This is a genomic window from Hyphomicrobium sp. (assembly GCF_041659645.1).
Classification (GTDB): domain Bacteria; phylum Pseudomonadota; class Alphaproteobacteria; order Rhizobiales; family Hyphomicrobiaceae; genus Hyphomicrobium_B.
On the sequence record NZ_JBAZXX010000006.1, the window covers coordinates 55,409 to 69,983 of the forward strand.

Here is a 14,575-nt window from a genome sequence, read left to right on the forward strand (position 1 = left end):
TCTAAATATCCCGGCATTGATGGTTCACATTGTCAAAAGTCGCCGTCATTCATACGGGCACTGCACGTCTCCGAGCTCGACGTAGACGCTCTTGAGTTGCGTATAATGCTCGATGGCCGCTTGACCGTTCTCGTGCCCGAATCCGGATTCCTTGATGCCGCCAAACGGCATCTCCACCGGCGTTATGTTGTAGTTGTTGATCCAGCAGATACCGGCTTCAAGCCGCGCCGCAACGCGATGCGCACGCGCGAGATCGCGCGTGAAAAGACCGGCCGCCAGTCCAAAGCGCGTCGCGTTCGCCCGTGTGATTACATCGTCTTCGTCCCGGAATCTCAGAACCGACATGACCGGCCCGAAGATCTCCTCCCGCACGATGCTCATATCGTCGGTGCATTCGGAGAAAACGGCAGGGCGCACATAGTTTCCGCGATCGAGCGGCACACTGTCCACCCTCTCGCCGCCGTAGCAAAGGCGCGCGCCCTCAGCCTTCCCGGCGGCGACGAAACCCAGCACCCGCTCCATGTGCGGGCGCGAGATCAACGACCCGACTTGCGTCTCCGGATCGAGCGGCAGGCCGATCCGAAGCTTCTTCGTCCGTTCGACGACCATGTCGATGAAGCTGTCATAAATATCGTCGTGCACGAAAACCCGCGTGCAGTTCGTGCAGATTTCGCCCTGAGTATAGAAATTGCCGAGCATCGCCGCGGAAACCGCTTGCCGAAGGTCGGCGTCGGCAAACACCAGCAGCGCCGACTTGCCGCTCAATTCCATCGTTGTGCGCTTGAGAGTGGCAGCCGCCGCCGCGACGATTTTCTTGCCCGTCCCGACCGAGCCGGTCAGCGAAATCTTGGCGACCCGCGGATCGGTCGTCAGCATCGATCCGGCGCGGGCATCGCCGTGCAGGACGTTGAAGACGCCGTCGGGTACGCCCGCCTCGGAGTAGATCTCGGCAAGCTTTGCTGATGTCGTCGGCGCCAACTCTGACGTCTTGAAGATCATCGCATTGCCGCATGCCAGGGCCGGCGCCGATTTCCAGCACGCGATCTGGATCGGATAGTTCCACGACCCGATGCCGACACAAACCCCGATGGGCTCGCGCCTCGTGTAGACAAAGGCATCTTTCAGCGCGATTTGCTCGCCATGCAGCGTCGCCGCGACGCCTGCGAAATATTCAACGCAATCGGCGCCGCTGACGACGTCCACGACGTCCGCTTCCTGGATCGGCTTGCCAGTGTCGCGGACTTCGATTTCGGCCAGTTCGCGATTGCGATCGCGCAGAATACGCGCGGCCTTATTGAGAACGCGTCCGCGCTCCGCACCCGATAAGGCGGACCATCGCGCCAACCCGGCTTGCGCCGATTGCAAGGCGGCGTCAACCTCCGGCGCAAGAGCGATCTCGACACGGGAAATGAGTTCGCCGGTGGCCGGATCGGTATTCTCGAAGGTCTCACCGTCCGATGCCGCAACGAAGCGGCCACCGATGTAGTTCTGCAGCAACTGCGCCATCAACCACACTCATTGGATCTGCTTACTGCCGCGAGCGAGCACAGCGCGCTTCCGTCACGGCCGTCACCGGCGCACGAACACCGGCCGGATGTTTGTCATCCCATGCCGATCTCTATGCCGGTCCGGCGCCTTTTTGGCATTGTCAGATACGACACAATTATTGTCGGCTGCGACAGAGGCAAAGGCTTGAACGAGCCGACTAAAGTCGAACCAAAAGGCCGGCCGGTCGCCCGCTTTTGCGGCACTAAAAGCCCATTTCTCTAGCAAGAATTAAACTTTCTAGAACTTGTCAAAGAACGACGGAGTGCTAAGATTTTGCGACGGTCGTCTGTTCGAGGTCATACTCGGATATCGCGATTATCGTTGGTTTGCGGAGCATCCGGGAGCTTTGCTACGTGAATGAGGTTCCGGCGACGTTGGGCGCGATCCGTAGGATCGGCTTTCTGACTCTGAACGAATACACTATGATTGCGCTCTCAAGCGCGATCGAGGTTCTGCGGATGGCTAACCGTTTGAGCGGCCAGCCCCATTATTCCTGGACAATCCTTACCCCCGACGGCCGGTCGGCATCCTCGAGCAACGGCCTGTCCTTCGCAGATGCAAAAACCTACGACGACGCCGGTGACCTCGACATGGTGCTCGTCTGCGGCGGCACGAACGTCGAAAAGTTCGTCAACGACAAGGTTATCAATCTTCTCCGCCGGATAGCCCACGACGGCATCGTCCTCGGAGGCCTTTGCACCGGCACGTATGCACTTGTGAAATCCGGCCTGTTGGACGGCTATAAGTGTACGGTCCACTGGGAGAATATGGCCGGACTTCGGGAATTTCACTCGCGCGTTCAGTTCCAGGAAGAACTTTTCGTGATCGACCGCGACCGCGTCACGTGTACCGGTGGCATTGCGCCAGTCGACATGATGCTGTCAGTCGTTAAATGCGCCTTCGGCAAGACGCTGGTCGCCGACATATCGAACCAATTCATTCTCGAACGCGTCCGTGACGGCTTCGATCGCCAGCATATTCCCCTGGCGGCGCGTCTGGGATTTAGCCATAGCGCTCTGGTCGATATCGCGGCGCTGATGGAGGCCAATTTCGAGGAACCGCTGACCGCTGTCGAACTGGCCAAATTGGCGGGACTTTCTCTGCGGCAAGTCCAGCGAATGTTCCAGGTATCGCTCGAAACGACGCCGACGAAGTATTATTTGCAGCTCCGTCTCCGGCGGGCGCGCGAACTGCTTTTGCAGTCGCAGATGTCGATCACGCAGATCGCCATTTCCTGCGGCTTCCAATCGACTTGCCACTTCAGCAAATCCTATCGCGCTCTTTATGGCCGCACACCGCGCAGCGAGCGCCAGCCACACAGTGCCGTGACCGAATTCAGCGCCCCGCTGCCGCTGCGAAAAGCGACCAGCCGCGTGCGTATGTCCTCCAACTAAGTCGAAAGCCCGGCATTCGGGGATCTTCGATCCGGCAGAACCGAACCAACTCTCTCTACCGAAAGGATCGTGCCCTAGGCGCGTAAACGCTAGATCGCGTCGTAATTGCAAAAATAGATAGCTCGCGGCTGCTATTAGCTGATGGGGTCGCCCACGCCGGGTGGCGCCTTCAACAGGCAACCGACAGAAGGGCGATCTGGTTTCCAGTCCCCGCAAGCGGACTGTTGTCAATAAAGCCTGCCGTTGCCAACAACAGGAGTTGTCATGACACGCATAGCGATCGGGGCCGCTCTCGCCCTCATCCTGGCCGCGACCGCGGCGCACGCAGACAGTGCCACTTGCAAGAAAGTCACCTTTGCCGACGTCGGCTGGACCGACATTCAGGTGACGACTGGCACGACCGCCACCATTCTCGAGGCGCTCGGCTATGAACCTGAAGTCAAGACGCTCTCAGTCCCTGTCACCTACGCCTCGATGAAGACCAAAAACATCGACGTATTCCTTGGCAACTGGATGCCGAGCATGACGGCCGACATCAAGCCTTACATGGACGACAAATCCGTCGAAGTCCTCGGCGTCAATCTCCCCGATGCCGGTTACGGTCTCGTTGTCCCGCAATATGTTGCCGACGCCGGCGTCAAAAGCTTGACCGATCTCGGCGCCCATAAAGACAAGTTCGACGGCAAGATCTACGGCATCGAAGCCGGCAACGACGGCAACCGCATCATCAGCACCATGATTGCCAAGCCCGAGAACAAACTGGAAGGCTTCGAGCTTGTCGAAAGCTCGGAAGCAGGCATGCTGACCCAAGCCGAAAAAGCCATGAAGAAAGGCGATTGGATCGTCTTCCTCGGCTGGACGCCGCATCCCGTCATGGGCGCAATGAAGATTGCCTATCTCGACGGCATGGGTGATTCCGGCTTCGGCGCCGCAACCGTCAGCACCAACGTCCGCGCTGGTTACGAAAAGGAATGCCCCAACGTCGGCAAGCTTCTGAGCAACTTGAAGTTCAATCTCGCCATGGAAGGCGCGATGATGGAACCCGTCCTGAAGAGTGGCGCCGATCCCAAGGCAACCGCGCTCGAATGGCTGAAGAAGAACCCCGACACCGCCACACCGTGGCTTGTCGGCGTCACGACCTTCGACGGCGGCGACGCAACCGCCGCGCTGAAGGCCGCGCTCGCGAAATAGGATCGCTCCCTAACGCATCTACCCGGCGAAACCGGACGGTCGCGGTATCCGCGGCCGTCACACCCGAAACGAGTTTGAGCACTGGGAGCGGCGCAGATGGATCCCGTATCGAAGCTGATAGCCTCTTGGAAAATTCCGGTCGGCCAACTCGGCAAAGCCATATTCGATTTCGTCACCGACTATTTCCAGTGGTTCTTCGATGCGGTTTCCACTGTTCTTGGAACGACCGTCGACGGGACATCGAGCCTTCTGCTTCAAGTCCCGCCGGTCTTGCTCGCGATTGCCATAGCCGGTTTAGCCTATTGGCTCCGGCGCTCCCTCATCCTGGCCGCTGGCGTCCTGCTCGGGCTTCTTTTCATCCTCAATCAAGGACTCTGGAAGGAAACCGTTCAGACGCTCGTTCTGGTTATATCGGCGACCTCCCTCTCGATGCTCATCGGTGTGCCGATCGGCATTTGGGCGGCTCATAAGCCGAACGTCTGGCGCATAACGCAGCCGATCCTCGACCTCATGCAGACGATGCCGACCTTCGTCTATCTCATCCCCATTCTCATTCTGTTCGGACTCGGCGCCGCGCCGGCACTGATCGTAACGATCATCTTCGCGATGCCCGCCCCCGTCCGCATGACATATCTCGGCCTGACCTCCATCCCGAAGCCGATGCTCGAAGCCGGCGAAAGCTTCGGTGCAACGAAACGCCAGCTCCTGTGGAAAGTGGAACTGCCCGCAGCACTCCCGTCGATCATGGCGGGGCTGACGCAGTGCATCATGCTGTCCCTGTCGATGGTCGTCTTCGCGACCTTGATCGGCGCCCCGAGCCTTGGCAACCCGGTCAACCGGGCGCTTGCCAACCGCAATATTCCGCTCGGCATTGAAGCCGGTCTTGCGATCGTGATCCTTGCGATCATTCTCGACCGTGCCCTCGCCGCAAAACCGGAGACACGCAAATGAGCGTCGCAGTCGAATTCAAAGATGTCGACATCATCTTCGGCAAGGACGTTCCAAAAACGTTGGCGATGGTCGATGCGGGCGCAACGCGCGCGGAAATCCTTGCCAAGACAGGCGCGGTGCTCGGCGCTGCCGGAGCCAACCTCATAGTCAACGAGGGCGAAATATCCGTTCTGATGGGGCTTTCAGGCTCCGGAAAATCGACGCTTCTCCGCGCCGTCAATGGGCTAAACAAGGTCTCGCGCGGCTCGCTCCTGGTGAAGGACGGCGACCGCATGGTCGACATCGCCAAGTGTGACGCCGCAACCCTCCGGCACATGCGCCAAAACCAAGTCGCGATGGTGTTTCAGCAATTCGCCCTGCTCCCCTGGCGAACGGTGCGCGAAAACGCAGGTCTCGGCCTGGAACTCGCGGGCGTTCCGCCGGCCGAATTGAAAGAGCGCGTCGACCGCCAACTGCATTTGGTCGGCCTTGACACTTGGGCCAATAAATACGTCCACGAACTCTCAGGCGGTATGCAGCAGCGCGTCGGCCTAGCTCGCGCGTTCGCTACCGACGCGCCGATACTGTTGATGGACGAACCGTTCTCCGCGCTCGATCCCCTGATCCGCACGAAACTGCAGGATGAGCTGCTTCAACTTCAGAAAACCATCAAGAAGACAATTGTCTTCGTCAGTCACGATCTTGAGGAAGCGCTCAAGATCGGCAACCGCATCACCATCATGGAAAGCGGGCGGATCGTGCAATCGGGAGCGCCTGAAGATATCGTCCTCCAACCGGCCGACGACTACGTTCGAGACTTCATCGCCAACGTGAACCCACTCTCCGTCCTAACGGCCTGGAACGTCATGCGCACGAAACACGATCTGGAAGAAGCTGACGAAAACTGGATTTGGCTCGACCGCAAGAAGACGACAAAATTCCGGATTGATGACAACGGCATCGTCATCGGCGCCGAATGCGACGGTCGGCAAGCGTCTTGGGTATCTTGCAGCGATGTCGAAGGAACTCTCCCCGCGAACTCATATCCTATCTACTGGGCGAGGCCCGGCACCAGCCTGAAGACCGTGATCCTGGCGATGCACAAGACGGCAGCCGCGCCCGTGGCATTATTCGATGATGCCGACCGTTTCGTCGGCGCCATCAGCGTGCCCGACGTCCTGCAGGCAATATTGCGCCGCAAGGATTAGAAGGTGCAGCAGTCGCAGCCGAACCTGCTCGTTACTTCTCGATGACAACGTCGCCAAGAGGTTTGCTGCAACAGACCAGGATCATGCCGGCATCGATTTCGCGCTGCCGAATGCCGCCGCCGTGTGTCATCGCGACCTGCCCTGACAGCTTCTTGCTTTTGCACGAGCCGCAGAGGCCTCTGGCGCACGAAAATGGCAGTCTCATGCCGGCAGCCTTCGCGGCATCGAGGATGAACTGATCCGGGCGGCAATCAATTGTGCGTCCCGACTTTGTGAATTCGATTTTAAAGCTTCCACCCGCGACCTCGGCCGGAGCGTCCTGCGTTTCCGCCTGCTCCTCCGGGCTTAACCGCTCGAACGAGAAGCTTTCTTCGTGATAATGAGCCATGTCGAAGCCGGTTTCTTTGAGCATGGCGCGGGCATTCGCCATATAGGCTTCCGGACCGCAGCAGAAGATCACGCGCTCCGCCAAATCCGGAACGATGGCTTTCAAAAGCGCCAGCGTGAGATATCCCGTTGGAGCGCTCCAGTCCCTTTGCTCTCCGAGTTCTTCGCACACGAAGGCCGTTCGGAACCGGCTCATGCCGTGAGCCATCATCGTCAGCTCGTGTCGGAAGATGATATCGCGCGGTGCGCGAGCGCTATGAACGAAGACGACGTCCCTGTCCTCGCCAAGCTCATAGAAGGTGCGCGACATCGACATCAACGGCGTCACGCCCGAACCGCCCGACAAGAATAGATACTTCGGCGCCGGATGCGACGAGCAACTGAAATCGCCCGCCGGTCCAAGCGCCTTAATCGCCACCCCAGGCTTGAGATTGTCGTGCAACCAATTCGAAACCTTGCCGCCCGACTTCCGCTTGACTGTAATCGACAACGTGTCGGGCCGTGTCGGCGGCGATGAAATCGTGTAGCAGCGATGGATCACCTCGCCGTCGATTTCGGCCTCGATGGTGATGAACTGCCCTGGGCGAAAGCGAAACAGCTTCGGTGACGCCGTTCGAAACAGGAAGCTTTTAACATCGTGCGTTTCCGCCCGTACCTGCGTGCAAACGAGCGTATCGTCATCGTCGGGATTCCACTTACCCGGCGGCGCCTCCCAGAGCGCCGGCCCCAACCTGCTTTGTGTATCAGTCATGATGTTCAGGCGCTCGCGGCAAACGGGCTGACGGTCGCCGATTCATGTCCGGTTTCGGTCCGAAGCCGCTGAAAATACCACGACATGAATTTCTCGACCAACTCTTCCGTATAAGGCGAGTACGGCCCAGGCTGGTAGGCGGAGCTGTACGATCCGATCTGTGTGCGCTCGACGAGTGAACCGTCCTGCCGGTTCGTCGCATTCCAGACCGCGCTCAGATCCTTGGGATCATAGTCCTGCCCCTCGACCGCATCCTTGTGGACAAGCCACTTCGTTCTCAGCAGCGTGTGCTCGGCATCTATCGGCAGTACGCTGAACGTCACGATGTGATCGCTCATGAAATGATGCCAGGAATTCGGCTGCGTCCAGAACGAGAGACCGCCGAGGTTCCGCTGTGTAAGGCTTCCCAGTAGCTTCTTGCACGCGACTTTACTGTCGAGCGTCTGCGACTCACCCGCCTTATCGAGCGGCAGCCGCTCCGTTCGATACGCCGTCACGCGGCTATCGAGGAACTCCAATTCAACCGAAGGAAGTCCGCAGGATTCCCACCGCGCATGCTCTTGCTTGGTCATTTCCTTAAACGCATGCACCTCATCGGCATTCTCCGGCGACGGCTGATAGCCAAAGCCGAACTCGTAGAGCGAAATCGTGAGTTCGGGGTGGTTTGCCTTGCAATGGTAGCATTCACGATTGTTCTCCATCGTGAACTTCCAATTGCCGTTCTCGATGAGATCTTCCTCGAACGCGACCTTACAATTGCTGATCTGGTGCGGAAGGATGTACGGCTCCATATCGCGGCGCATCTGCTCGAAGTCCGTCGGCGGCGTCTCCGCAAGGCATATGAACAGCAGTCCCCCGACATTCCCAACGTGCACCATCTTCAAACCGAATTTGCTGCGATCGAAATCATCGCCCATGTGTTCGGTATGGATCAGGTTTCCTCGAAGGTCGTAGGTCCACTGATGATACGGACAGACGACGTTGCCGACGCTTCCCTTGTCGCCATCGCAGAGGCGCGCGCCACGATGCCGGCAAACATTATGGAAAGCTGTAATCGACATATCGTCATCGCGCGCGACGACGACCGATGTCTTGCCCAACGGTACCGTGAAATAATCGCCTGGCTCCGGAATATCGGGCTCGCAGCCGACATAAATCCACGTCCGGCCGAAAATGACCTCCATATCGAGGTCGAAAATTTCCGCGTTCTGATAGAACGGCGCCTCCAGACTATAACCTTGCCGCCGGCGCGCGATCAGGGACCGCAGTTCATTTGATAATTGCATGTGGTCCTCCCATTCGAGGGGCTCGCTAAAAATCGACGAGGCGATGTTCTCTCAGATAGTTCAGCACCACTTGTGCTTTATCGACAGTTGTCCCGTCAAAAGCGACAACTCCGCCTTTCGCCTCAGAGACGATGGCCGAAAGCAGGCGAGCATGCCCCGCCTTTTTCTCCTGCGCCTTGAGGCGCACCGGCCGCCTTGGCGCGGTCTCCACCACCCAGCTGCTTGGCTCCGTTTCGGTTGCCGGATCTCGGGACGACGTAACCTCGACCCGCCCGGACATACGTCGCGCATAAGCATATGTGAGGCTGACGGGCGCGAACGGATGCACCGCAACAACGAGCGGCAGCGGGCAGGCGATTTGCCGCCGCTGACCTTTCGGTAGAAATTGCCGAACTTTCGCTGCCGACCGGGCCACGCCACGTTCGACCTTAACCTCAAGCACATTTGCGATGACCGGACGTTCGAGCGCCGCGGCAAGCATATACGGCAGCAAACTGCTTCCCGCTCCCCGCTCCGCTCTGCTCCCCGTCAGAATAAGATCAACCCCGCTCAGAGCCTCCGCGAGCGGCGCAATAGAGACGCGCTCGGCATCGCCATTTACGACCTCAATCTTGCGCGCTCCGTAGGCGATATAATCGAGAAGCGCAGGCTCCTCCGCCTCGCCGAAATGAACGACGCGCAAAGCATCGCCCGCCAGCGACAAACCGAGCGCCATGGCGACGGCATCTCCGCGACACGCGCGTGGCACACCGCTCACCGGATGCCGCCCTGCCGAAATCAATGCGGCAACGGAGAATGTTCCGCTCATCGCTCCGACTCCGAAGCTTCCGATTGGTCCCGTGCCTGAGCGATGCGCGCGATCAATGCCCGCATCAGATCTTCCGCATCGCCGATGACGGTCAGGTCGGCGCGCTTGACAATCGGCGCGCCCGGATCGCGATTGATCGCGATGACATGCCGGCAAGCCTTGATGCCTTGCAGATGTTGAACCGCACCCGAAATGCCAACCGCGAAATACGTCGTCGCGCTGACTGTCTTGCCTGACGCGCCGATCTGCTTGCTGCGCGGAAATTTTCCGTCATCGACTGCGACCCGGCTCGCCCCGACCGCCGCCCCCAAAGAAGCCGCGAGGTCTTCCAGCGTCGCCACGTTGCTGACGCCGTTGCCCGCGGAGACGATGAAATCCGCTTCTTCAAGCGCAATCGACGCCGATTCCGTCGGCTCAAGTCCGAGATCGCGACACACCTCGACCGCTTCAATAGCCTCGCGCCCCGCGATATGTTCGCCGATCCCGACGAATGGCAGATTGCTGTCAACGACGCCCTGTTGGAGTAACACAACACGCGGCAGCGGCGCGTGAGCAAGCGATGCCCCACCGGACCAACCAAGGCCTACATGCCTTGCATCAATCTCCGACACATGCGTCGCGGCCGAACACCCGAGCTTCGCAATCAAGCGGCGGCCAAGATCGCCATCTCCGAGCGCGTTGTCGGGCATGAAGACGTGCTCGGGCGCATAATCATCGATCAACGCGCTAAGCAAGGCTTCCTCGCGCTGCGGCTGGAAACGCGCGGCGTCTAAATCGTTGAAGACAACAATTCTGTCCGCACCCAGGGCCGCAGCATCCTCATGAAACGGGCCTAGAATGACAGCGATAACGCCCGTCTCCCGGCGCGCGAGGATTGCCGCCGCAGCGATGGCCTCGCGCGCATGATCGTCCAATCGGCCGCAATAGGAATGTGCGACCGCCATGTGCCAGCCGCTTGCGGCAACATCCGTGCGCAGCGGCTTTACAGCGGAAGCTTCGACGGGGCGTGCATCGCGCGAAACGACATCACCGGGCTCAATCTCGCCGAGCACGATCCTGCGCAATCCGAGCGGCGTTATCCGATAGGGTCGGCGCGGATCGATCCGCTTAACGCCGCTCATGACGGGGCCTCCAGTGAGGCCGCCACGAGTTCGGCAATATCGAGAACTTCAGCCCGCGCTCCTGCGACGCCCTCAAGCATCGCCGTGCATTGCGGGCACGCAACCGCAACGATCTCCGCGCCGACTGCATGCGCATCACCCATGCGCATGTCGGGAATACGCCGCTCGCCGGGAATATCCGTCAGCGGCGCGCCACCGCCACCGCCGCAACATCTGGCACGAAGGCCGGAGCGCTCCATCTCAAGCACCGTAACTCCGAGACGCCGCAACACCGACCGAGGCGCTTCGATCTCGCCATTGTAGCGACCGAGATAGCACGGATCATGATAGGTCAGAGCGCCCACATCCTGAAGCTTGCGCGACGGCAGCTTCCCCCGCGCCATCAACTCATCGATCACCGCCGTGTGATGCACGACGGCATACCGTCCGCCGAACGCGGGATATTCGTTCCGCAAGCTATGAAGAACATGCGGATCCGACGTGACGATCCGATCGAAATCGAGCGTCGCCAACATTGCGATATTGCGTTTCGCAAGTGCCTGGAATGATGCTTCGTCTCCGAGACGCCGTGCCGTATCGCCGGTATCACGCTCGCGTTCTCCGAGCACGGCAAAGTCAACATTCGCAGCTTTCAGAATTTTGACGAGCGAGCGAAGCGTCCGCTGATAGCGCATGTCGAACGCGCCCTCGCCCGCGAACAGCAAGAGATCGACTGGCTTTCCGGGCTCCGCAGTCGGCACATCGAGATCGATCGCCCAGTTGTATCGCGACGCCGTCGCGTACCCACCCTGCGTGTCCGTTTCGCGTAAATTGGCCAGAACATCGGGTGCCGTACCGGGCACCTCGCCGCGCGCAAGATTCAAACTTCGACGCATCCCGACGATGGCATCGACGTGCTCGATCAGCATCGGGCATTCTTCGACGCATGCCCGGCAAGTCGTGCATGACCATAACGTCTGCGGTTCGATCAGTTTCGGAACGATCGCTTCCGACGGTGCGCCACCGTGCGATCCGATCGCGATTCCCGGATAAGGGCTGCCCGCATACCCGGCGTCGTTCGATCCCGAGAATCCAGCAACGAGATCTTGGATGAGCTTCTTGGGATTGAGGGGCTGTCCCGCAGCGAATGCCGGACACGACTGCTCGCACTTCCCGCATTGAACGCAAGCATCGAAACTTAGCAGCTGGTTCCAGCGGAAATCGTTCGGCGCATTGATACCGAACTCATTCCTATCAAGATCCAGTGCCTTCAAGGCCGTCGAACGCACACCGGCGAAACGCTCCGGACGTGGATGGAATGCCAGATGCAGCAATCCGGCAACCGCATGTTTCATTGGCGCGCCGGCCCCGATCCCAAGCGCCAATTCGGCGGACCCAACCAGGAGCAGGAACAACGCCACCGCGGCAATTGCCGCCGACAGCATCTGCGGCGGCAGCGCAACGGCAACAAGCAAGCCAAATGCAAACGCCGCAAGCGTAAATGGCAATCGCTCCCAGGCGCCGCGAGACAATCGCGCGGGCGGATGACGCCGTCGCTGCCAAACGAAATAGACGCCCGCGAGCATCACCGCCGCCGCAAGCACGATGCCCCAGTCGAGAAGCCGCGAATAAAAACCGAGCCCATAATTCAAAGCGACCAGCGTCAACGCCAGAATAGCGCCACCCGCCGTCGCGACGTGCGTGCGTGCGATATACGGGTCTCGCGCGACGACGTGATGCAAATCGACGAAATAGCGCTTCGGAACGGCGAGCAGACCGCTCCACTCCACAGGCGCCGCCTGCCCCACTCGCCACAGCATCGCGCGGCGCATCAGCCCGATCGCAAGCGTCACCACAGCCAGCCAAAACAGAACGGTAATGGCGGGAGCAACGGCCACGATCAGAAATCCTTGCACAGCCTGAGGGAGTCATAGATCGCCGCGTGAATGTTATGCATCGACACGCAGTCACCGACACGAAACAGCAGGAAGCGATCGCCTTCGAGCGATTCATTCAAAGCCGGTTGCGGCTCGTTGGCGTAAAGTGCGTTAAGATCAACCTGACCGTGATTGAGCGACGTCTCTTTCAGCGACCAATAAAGCTCCGCATTCGGTGTGATGCCATTCTCGATCACAACCTGATCGACGGCGCGCTCTTCGAGTTCATCGGTATATTCGTTGCGGAGCACCGCGATCTTCTTGTTGCCCTCCGCATAAACGCGATCAAGCCAGAAATTCGGCGTCGGAATGATGCCCTGGGAAAACATGCGGCGATAAAAAATTGGAAACGTCGTACCGCCGACGTCATCAGCAACCTTCACATCCGGCGTCACGATCTCGACGTTGCAGCCTCGGCTCGCCAGAAAGTCCGCCGTGCCGAAGCCCGCATGCGTACTGATGCCGTCATAGACCAACACATTCTCCGCTGGCGGTACCTTTTCCGCGAGGATGTCCCACGAGCTGACTGACAGCCCGTCCGCCGCGCCCCAGCCCTCCACTTGATCGACAAAGCTTCGCCCGCCTGTCGCCATCACGACGATATCCGGATGCTCGGCCAGGATCATATCGGTCGTCGCCTCGACGCCCAATCGTCTGTCGACGCCAAGCCGCTTCGTTTCGAGATCGAACCAGCGGACGATGCCCGCCATCTGCTCGCGTTGCGGCGCTTTGGCTGCAAGATTGATCTGGCCGCCGACGGCATCGGCGCGCTCAAACAGCACGACGTCATGCCCGCGCGATCGCGAAACGCGGGCCGCTTCGAGTCCTGCCGGTCCCGCGCCGACCACCACGACGCGCCGCTTCGGCCCTTTCGTCGGCAGGATGACATGGGGCATCGTTGCCTCACGCGACGTCGCCGGGTTTTGCACACAAAGCGTATCCGAACCGGAATACATCCGGTCGATGCAGTAGTTGGCGCCGACGCACTGGCGGATCTGATCCTCCCGCCCTTCGCGTACTTTCTTCATGATGTGCGGATCAGCGATGTGCGCGCGCGTCATGCCGACGATATCGACCAACCCGTTCGCAAGAATACGCTCCGCCTGCGTAATGTCGCGGATGCCCTGCGCATGCAGAACCGGAATCTTCACGACGGATTTGATACCAGCAGCGAGATGCACGAACGGTTCTGGCGGCAACGCCATCGGCGGCATGCAGTTGGCGAGTGAATTGTGCGTATCCGCGCCCGACCCGATGACGCTGATAAAGTCAATGAGACCCGTTGCGGACATCGCCTGCGCGATCTCCTTCAGCGTCTCGTGATCGAGGCCATCATCGTGAAATTCGTCGGCGCACATCCGCATGCCGACGCAATAATCGCGACCGACGGCATCGCGCACCGCCGTCAGCGCCTCGATGCCGAACCGCATACGGTTGGCGAGGCTGCCGCCCCACTCATCGGTCCGCATATTCGAACGCGGCGACCAGAACTGATCGATGAGTTGTTGATGCGCTGCGGAAATCTCGATGCCGTCGAAGCCCGACGCCTTCACCCGTTTCGCCGCCGCCGCAAAATCGGCGATAATCCGCCGAATGTCTTCGATCTCGATGGCCTTGGCATTACCGCGATGCACCGGCTCGCGTATACCTGACGGAGACACGAGATGCGGCCACGGATCGCCGGCGTAAGCCGAGCGGCGCCCCATGTGCGTCGCCTGGATCATGATCTTCATGCCGTGGCGATGAACCGTATCGGCGAGGCGCGCCATCGGTTCGATCACACGATCCGTCGTGAGATTGACCGGTTTCCATGATCCTTGCGGAACGTCGATCGAAACTGGGCTAGACCCGCCACAGATCGCCATACCGAGGCCGCCTTTGGCTTTCTCCTCGTAGTAGCGGATATAGCGATCTCCGGGCATGCCGCCCGCATCCGCATAAACCTCGGCGTGCGCCGTTGAATAGATACGGTTCGGCAACGTCAGCTGATTGAGCTTGATCGGGGTGAAGATATGAGGGTAAGCCGCCATCGCCC

The 14,575-nt window shown here is 59.8% G+C and carries 11 protein-coding genes; 4 read left to right on the forward strand and 7 right to left on the reverse strand.

Annotation, left to right across the window (positions count from 1 at the left end; genetic code table 11):
- Positions 1-45: 45 nt before the first annotated feature.
- Positions 46-1,506, reverse strand: a complete 1,461-nt coding sequence (betB, locus tag WC811_RS19905) for a betaine-aldehyde dehydrogenase (RefSeq protein ID WP_372647188.1) — start codon at positions 1,504-1,506, stop codon at positions 46-48.
- A 395-nt stretch (positions 1,507-1,901) separates the two neighbouring features.
- Here betB and WC811_RS19910 point away from each other — a divergent pair, with 395 nt between their 5' ends.
- The 4 genes from WC811_RS19910 to choV all read left to right on the forward strand — a co-directional run bounded on the left by WC811_RS19910 (position 1,902) and on the right by choV (position 6,271).
- Positions 1,902-2,942 carry a GlxA family transcriptional regulator gene (locus WC811_RS19910; RefSeq protein WP_372647189.1) on the forward strand — a complete coding sequence of 347 codons (1,041 nt, stop codon included), beginning with the start codon at positions 1,902-1,904 and terminating at the stop codon, positions 2,940-2,942.
- A 264-nt stretch (positions 2,943-3,206) separates the two neighbouring features.
- Positions 3,207-4,133 carry a choline ABC transporter substrate-binding protein gene (choX, locus tag WC811_RS19915; protein WP_372647190.1) on the forward strand — a complete coding sequence of 309 codons (927 nt, stop codon included), beginning with the start codon at positions 3,207-3,209 and terminating at the stop codon, positions 4,131-4,133.
- 96 nt (positions 4,134-4,229) lie between these two features.
- A complete protein-coding gene (choW, locus tag WC811_RS19920) occupies positions 4,230-5,084 on the forward strand; it encodes a choline ABC transporter permease subunit (RefSeq protein WP_372647191.1) in 855 nt (284 codons plus the stop codon).
- Positions 5,081-6,271 carry a choline ABC transporter ATP-binding protein gene (gene choV, locus WC811_RS19925; protein ID WP_372647192.1) on the forward strand — a complete coding sequence of 397 codons (1,191 nt, stop codon included), beginning with the start codon at positions 5,081-5,083 and terminating at the stop codon, positions 6,269-6,271. Before choW ends, choV begins: the two co-directional genes overlap by 4 nt.
- 31 nt (positions 6,272-6,302) lie before the next feature.
- Here the strand turns inward: choV and WC811_RS19930 are convergent, their stop codons facing one another.
- From WC811_RS19930 to WC811_RS19955, 6 genes are read right to left on the reverse strand one after another with little or no spacing between them, the layout of a single operon-like run.
- Positions 6,303-7,409, reverse strand: coding sequence for an FAD-binding oxidoreductase (locus tag WC811_RS19930; protein WP_372647193.1), 1,107 nt, complete (start codon positions 7,407-7,409; stop codon positions 6,303-6,305).
- A gap of 5 nt (positions 7,410-7,414) precedes the next feature.
- Entirely contained in the window at positions 7,415-8,695 is a 1,281-nt protein-coding gene (locus WC811_RS19935; protein ID WP_372647194.1) for an aromatic ring-hydroxylating dioxygenase subunit alpha, read from the reverse strand.
- A gap of 25 nt (positions 8,696-8,720) precedes the next feature.
- On the reverse strand, positions 8,721-9,503 hold the full coding sequence (locus WC811_RS19940) for a hypothetical protein (RefSeq protein WP_372647195.1): 783 nt from the start codon (positions 9,501-9,503) through the stop codon (positions 8,721-8,723).
- Entirely contained in the window at positions 9,500-10,624 is a 1,125-nt protein-coding gene (locus WC811_RS19945) for an electron transfer flavoprotein subunit alpha/FixB family protein (protein ID WP_372647196.1), read from the reverse strand. Before WC811_RS19945 ends, WC811_RS19940 begins: the two co-directional genes overlap by 4 nt.
- A complete protein-coding gene (locus WC811_RS19950; RefSeq protein WP_372647211.1) occupies positions 10,621-12,504 on the reverse strand; it encodes a (Fe-S)-binding protein in 1,884 nt (627 codons plus the stop codon). The genes WC811_RS19945 and WC811_RS19950 overlap by 4 nt, the downstream gene beginning before the upstream one ends.
- Positions 12,504-14,570, reverse strand: coding sequence for an FAD-dependent oxidoreductase (locus tag WC811_RS19955; RefSeq protein ID WP_372647197.1), 2,067 nt, complete (start codon positions 14,568-14,570; stop codon positions 12,504-12,506). The genes WC811_RS19950 and WC811_RS19955 overlap by 1 nt, the downstream gene beginning before the upstream one ends.
- Positions 14,571-14,575 lie beyond the last annotated feature (5 nt).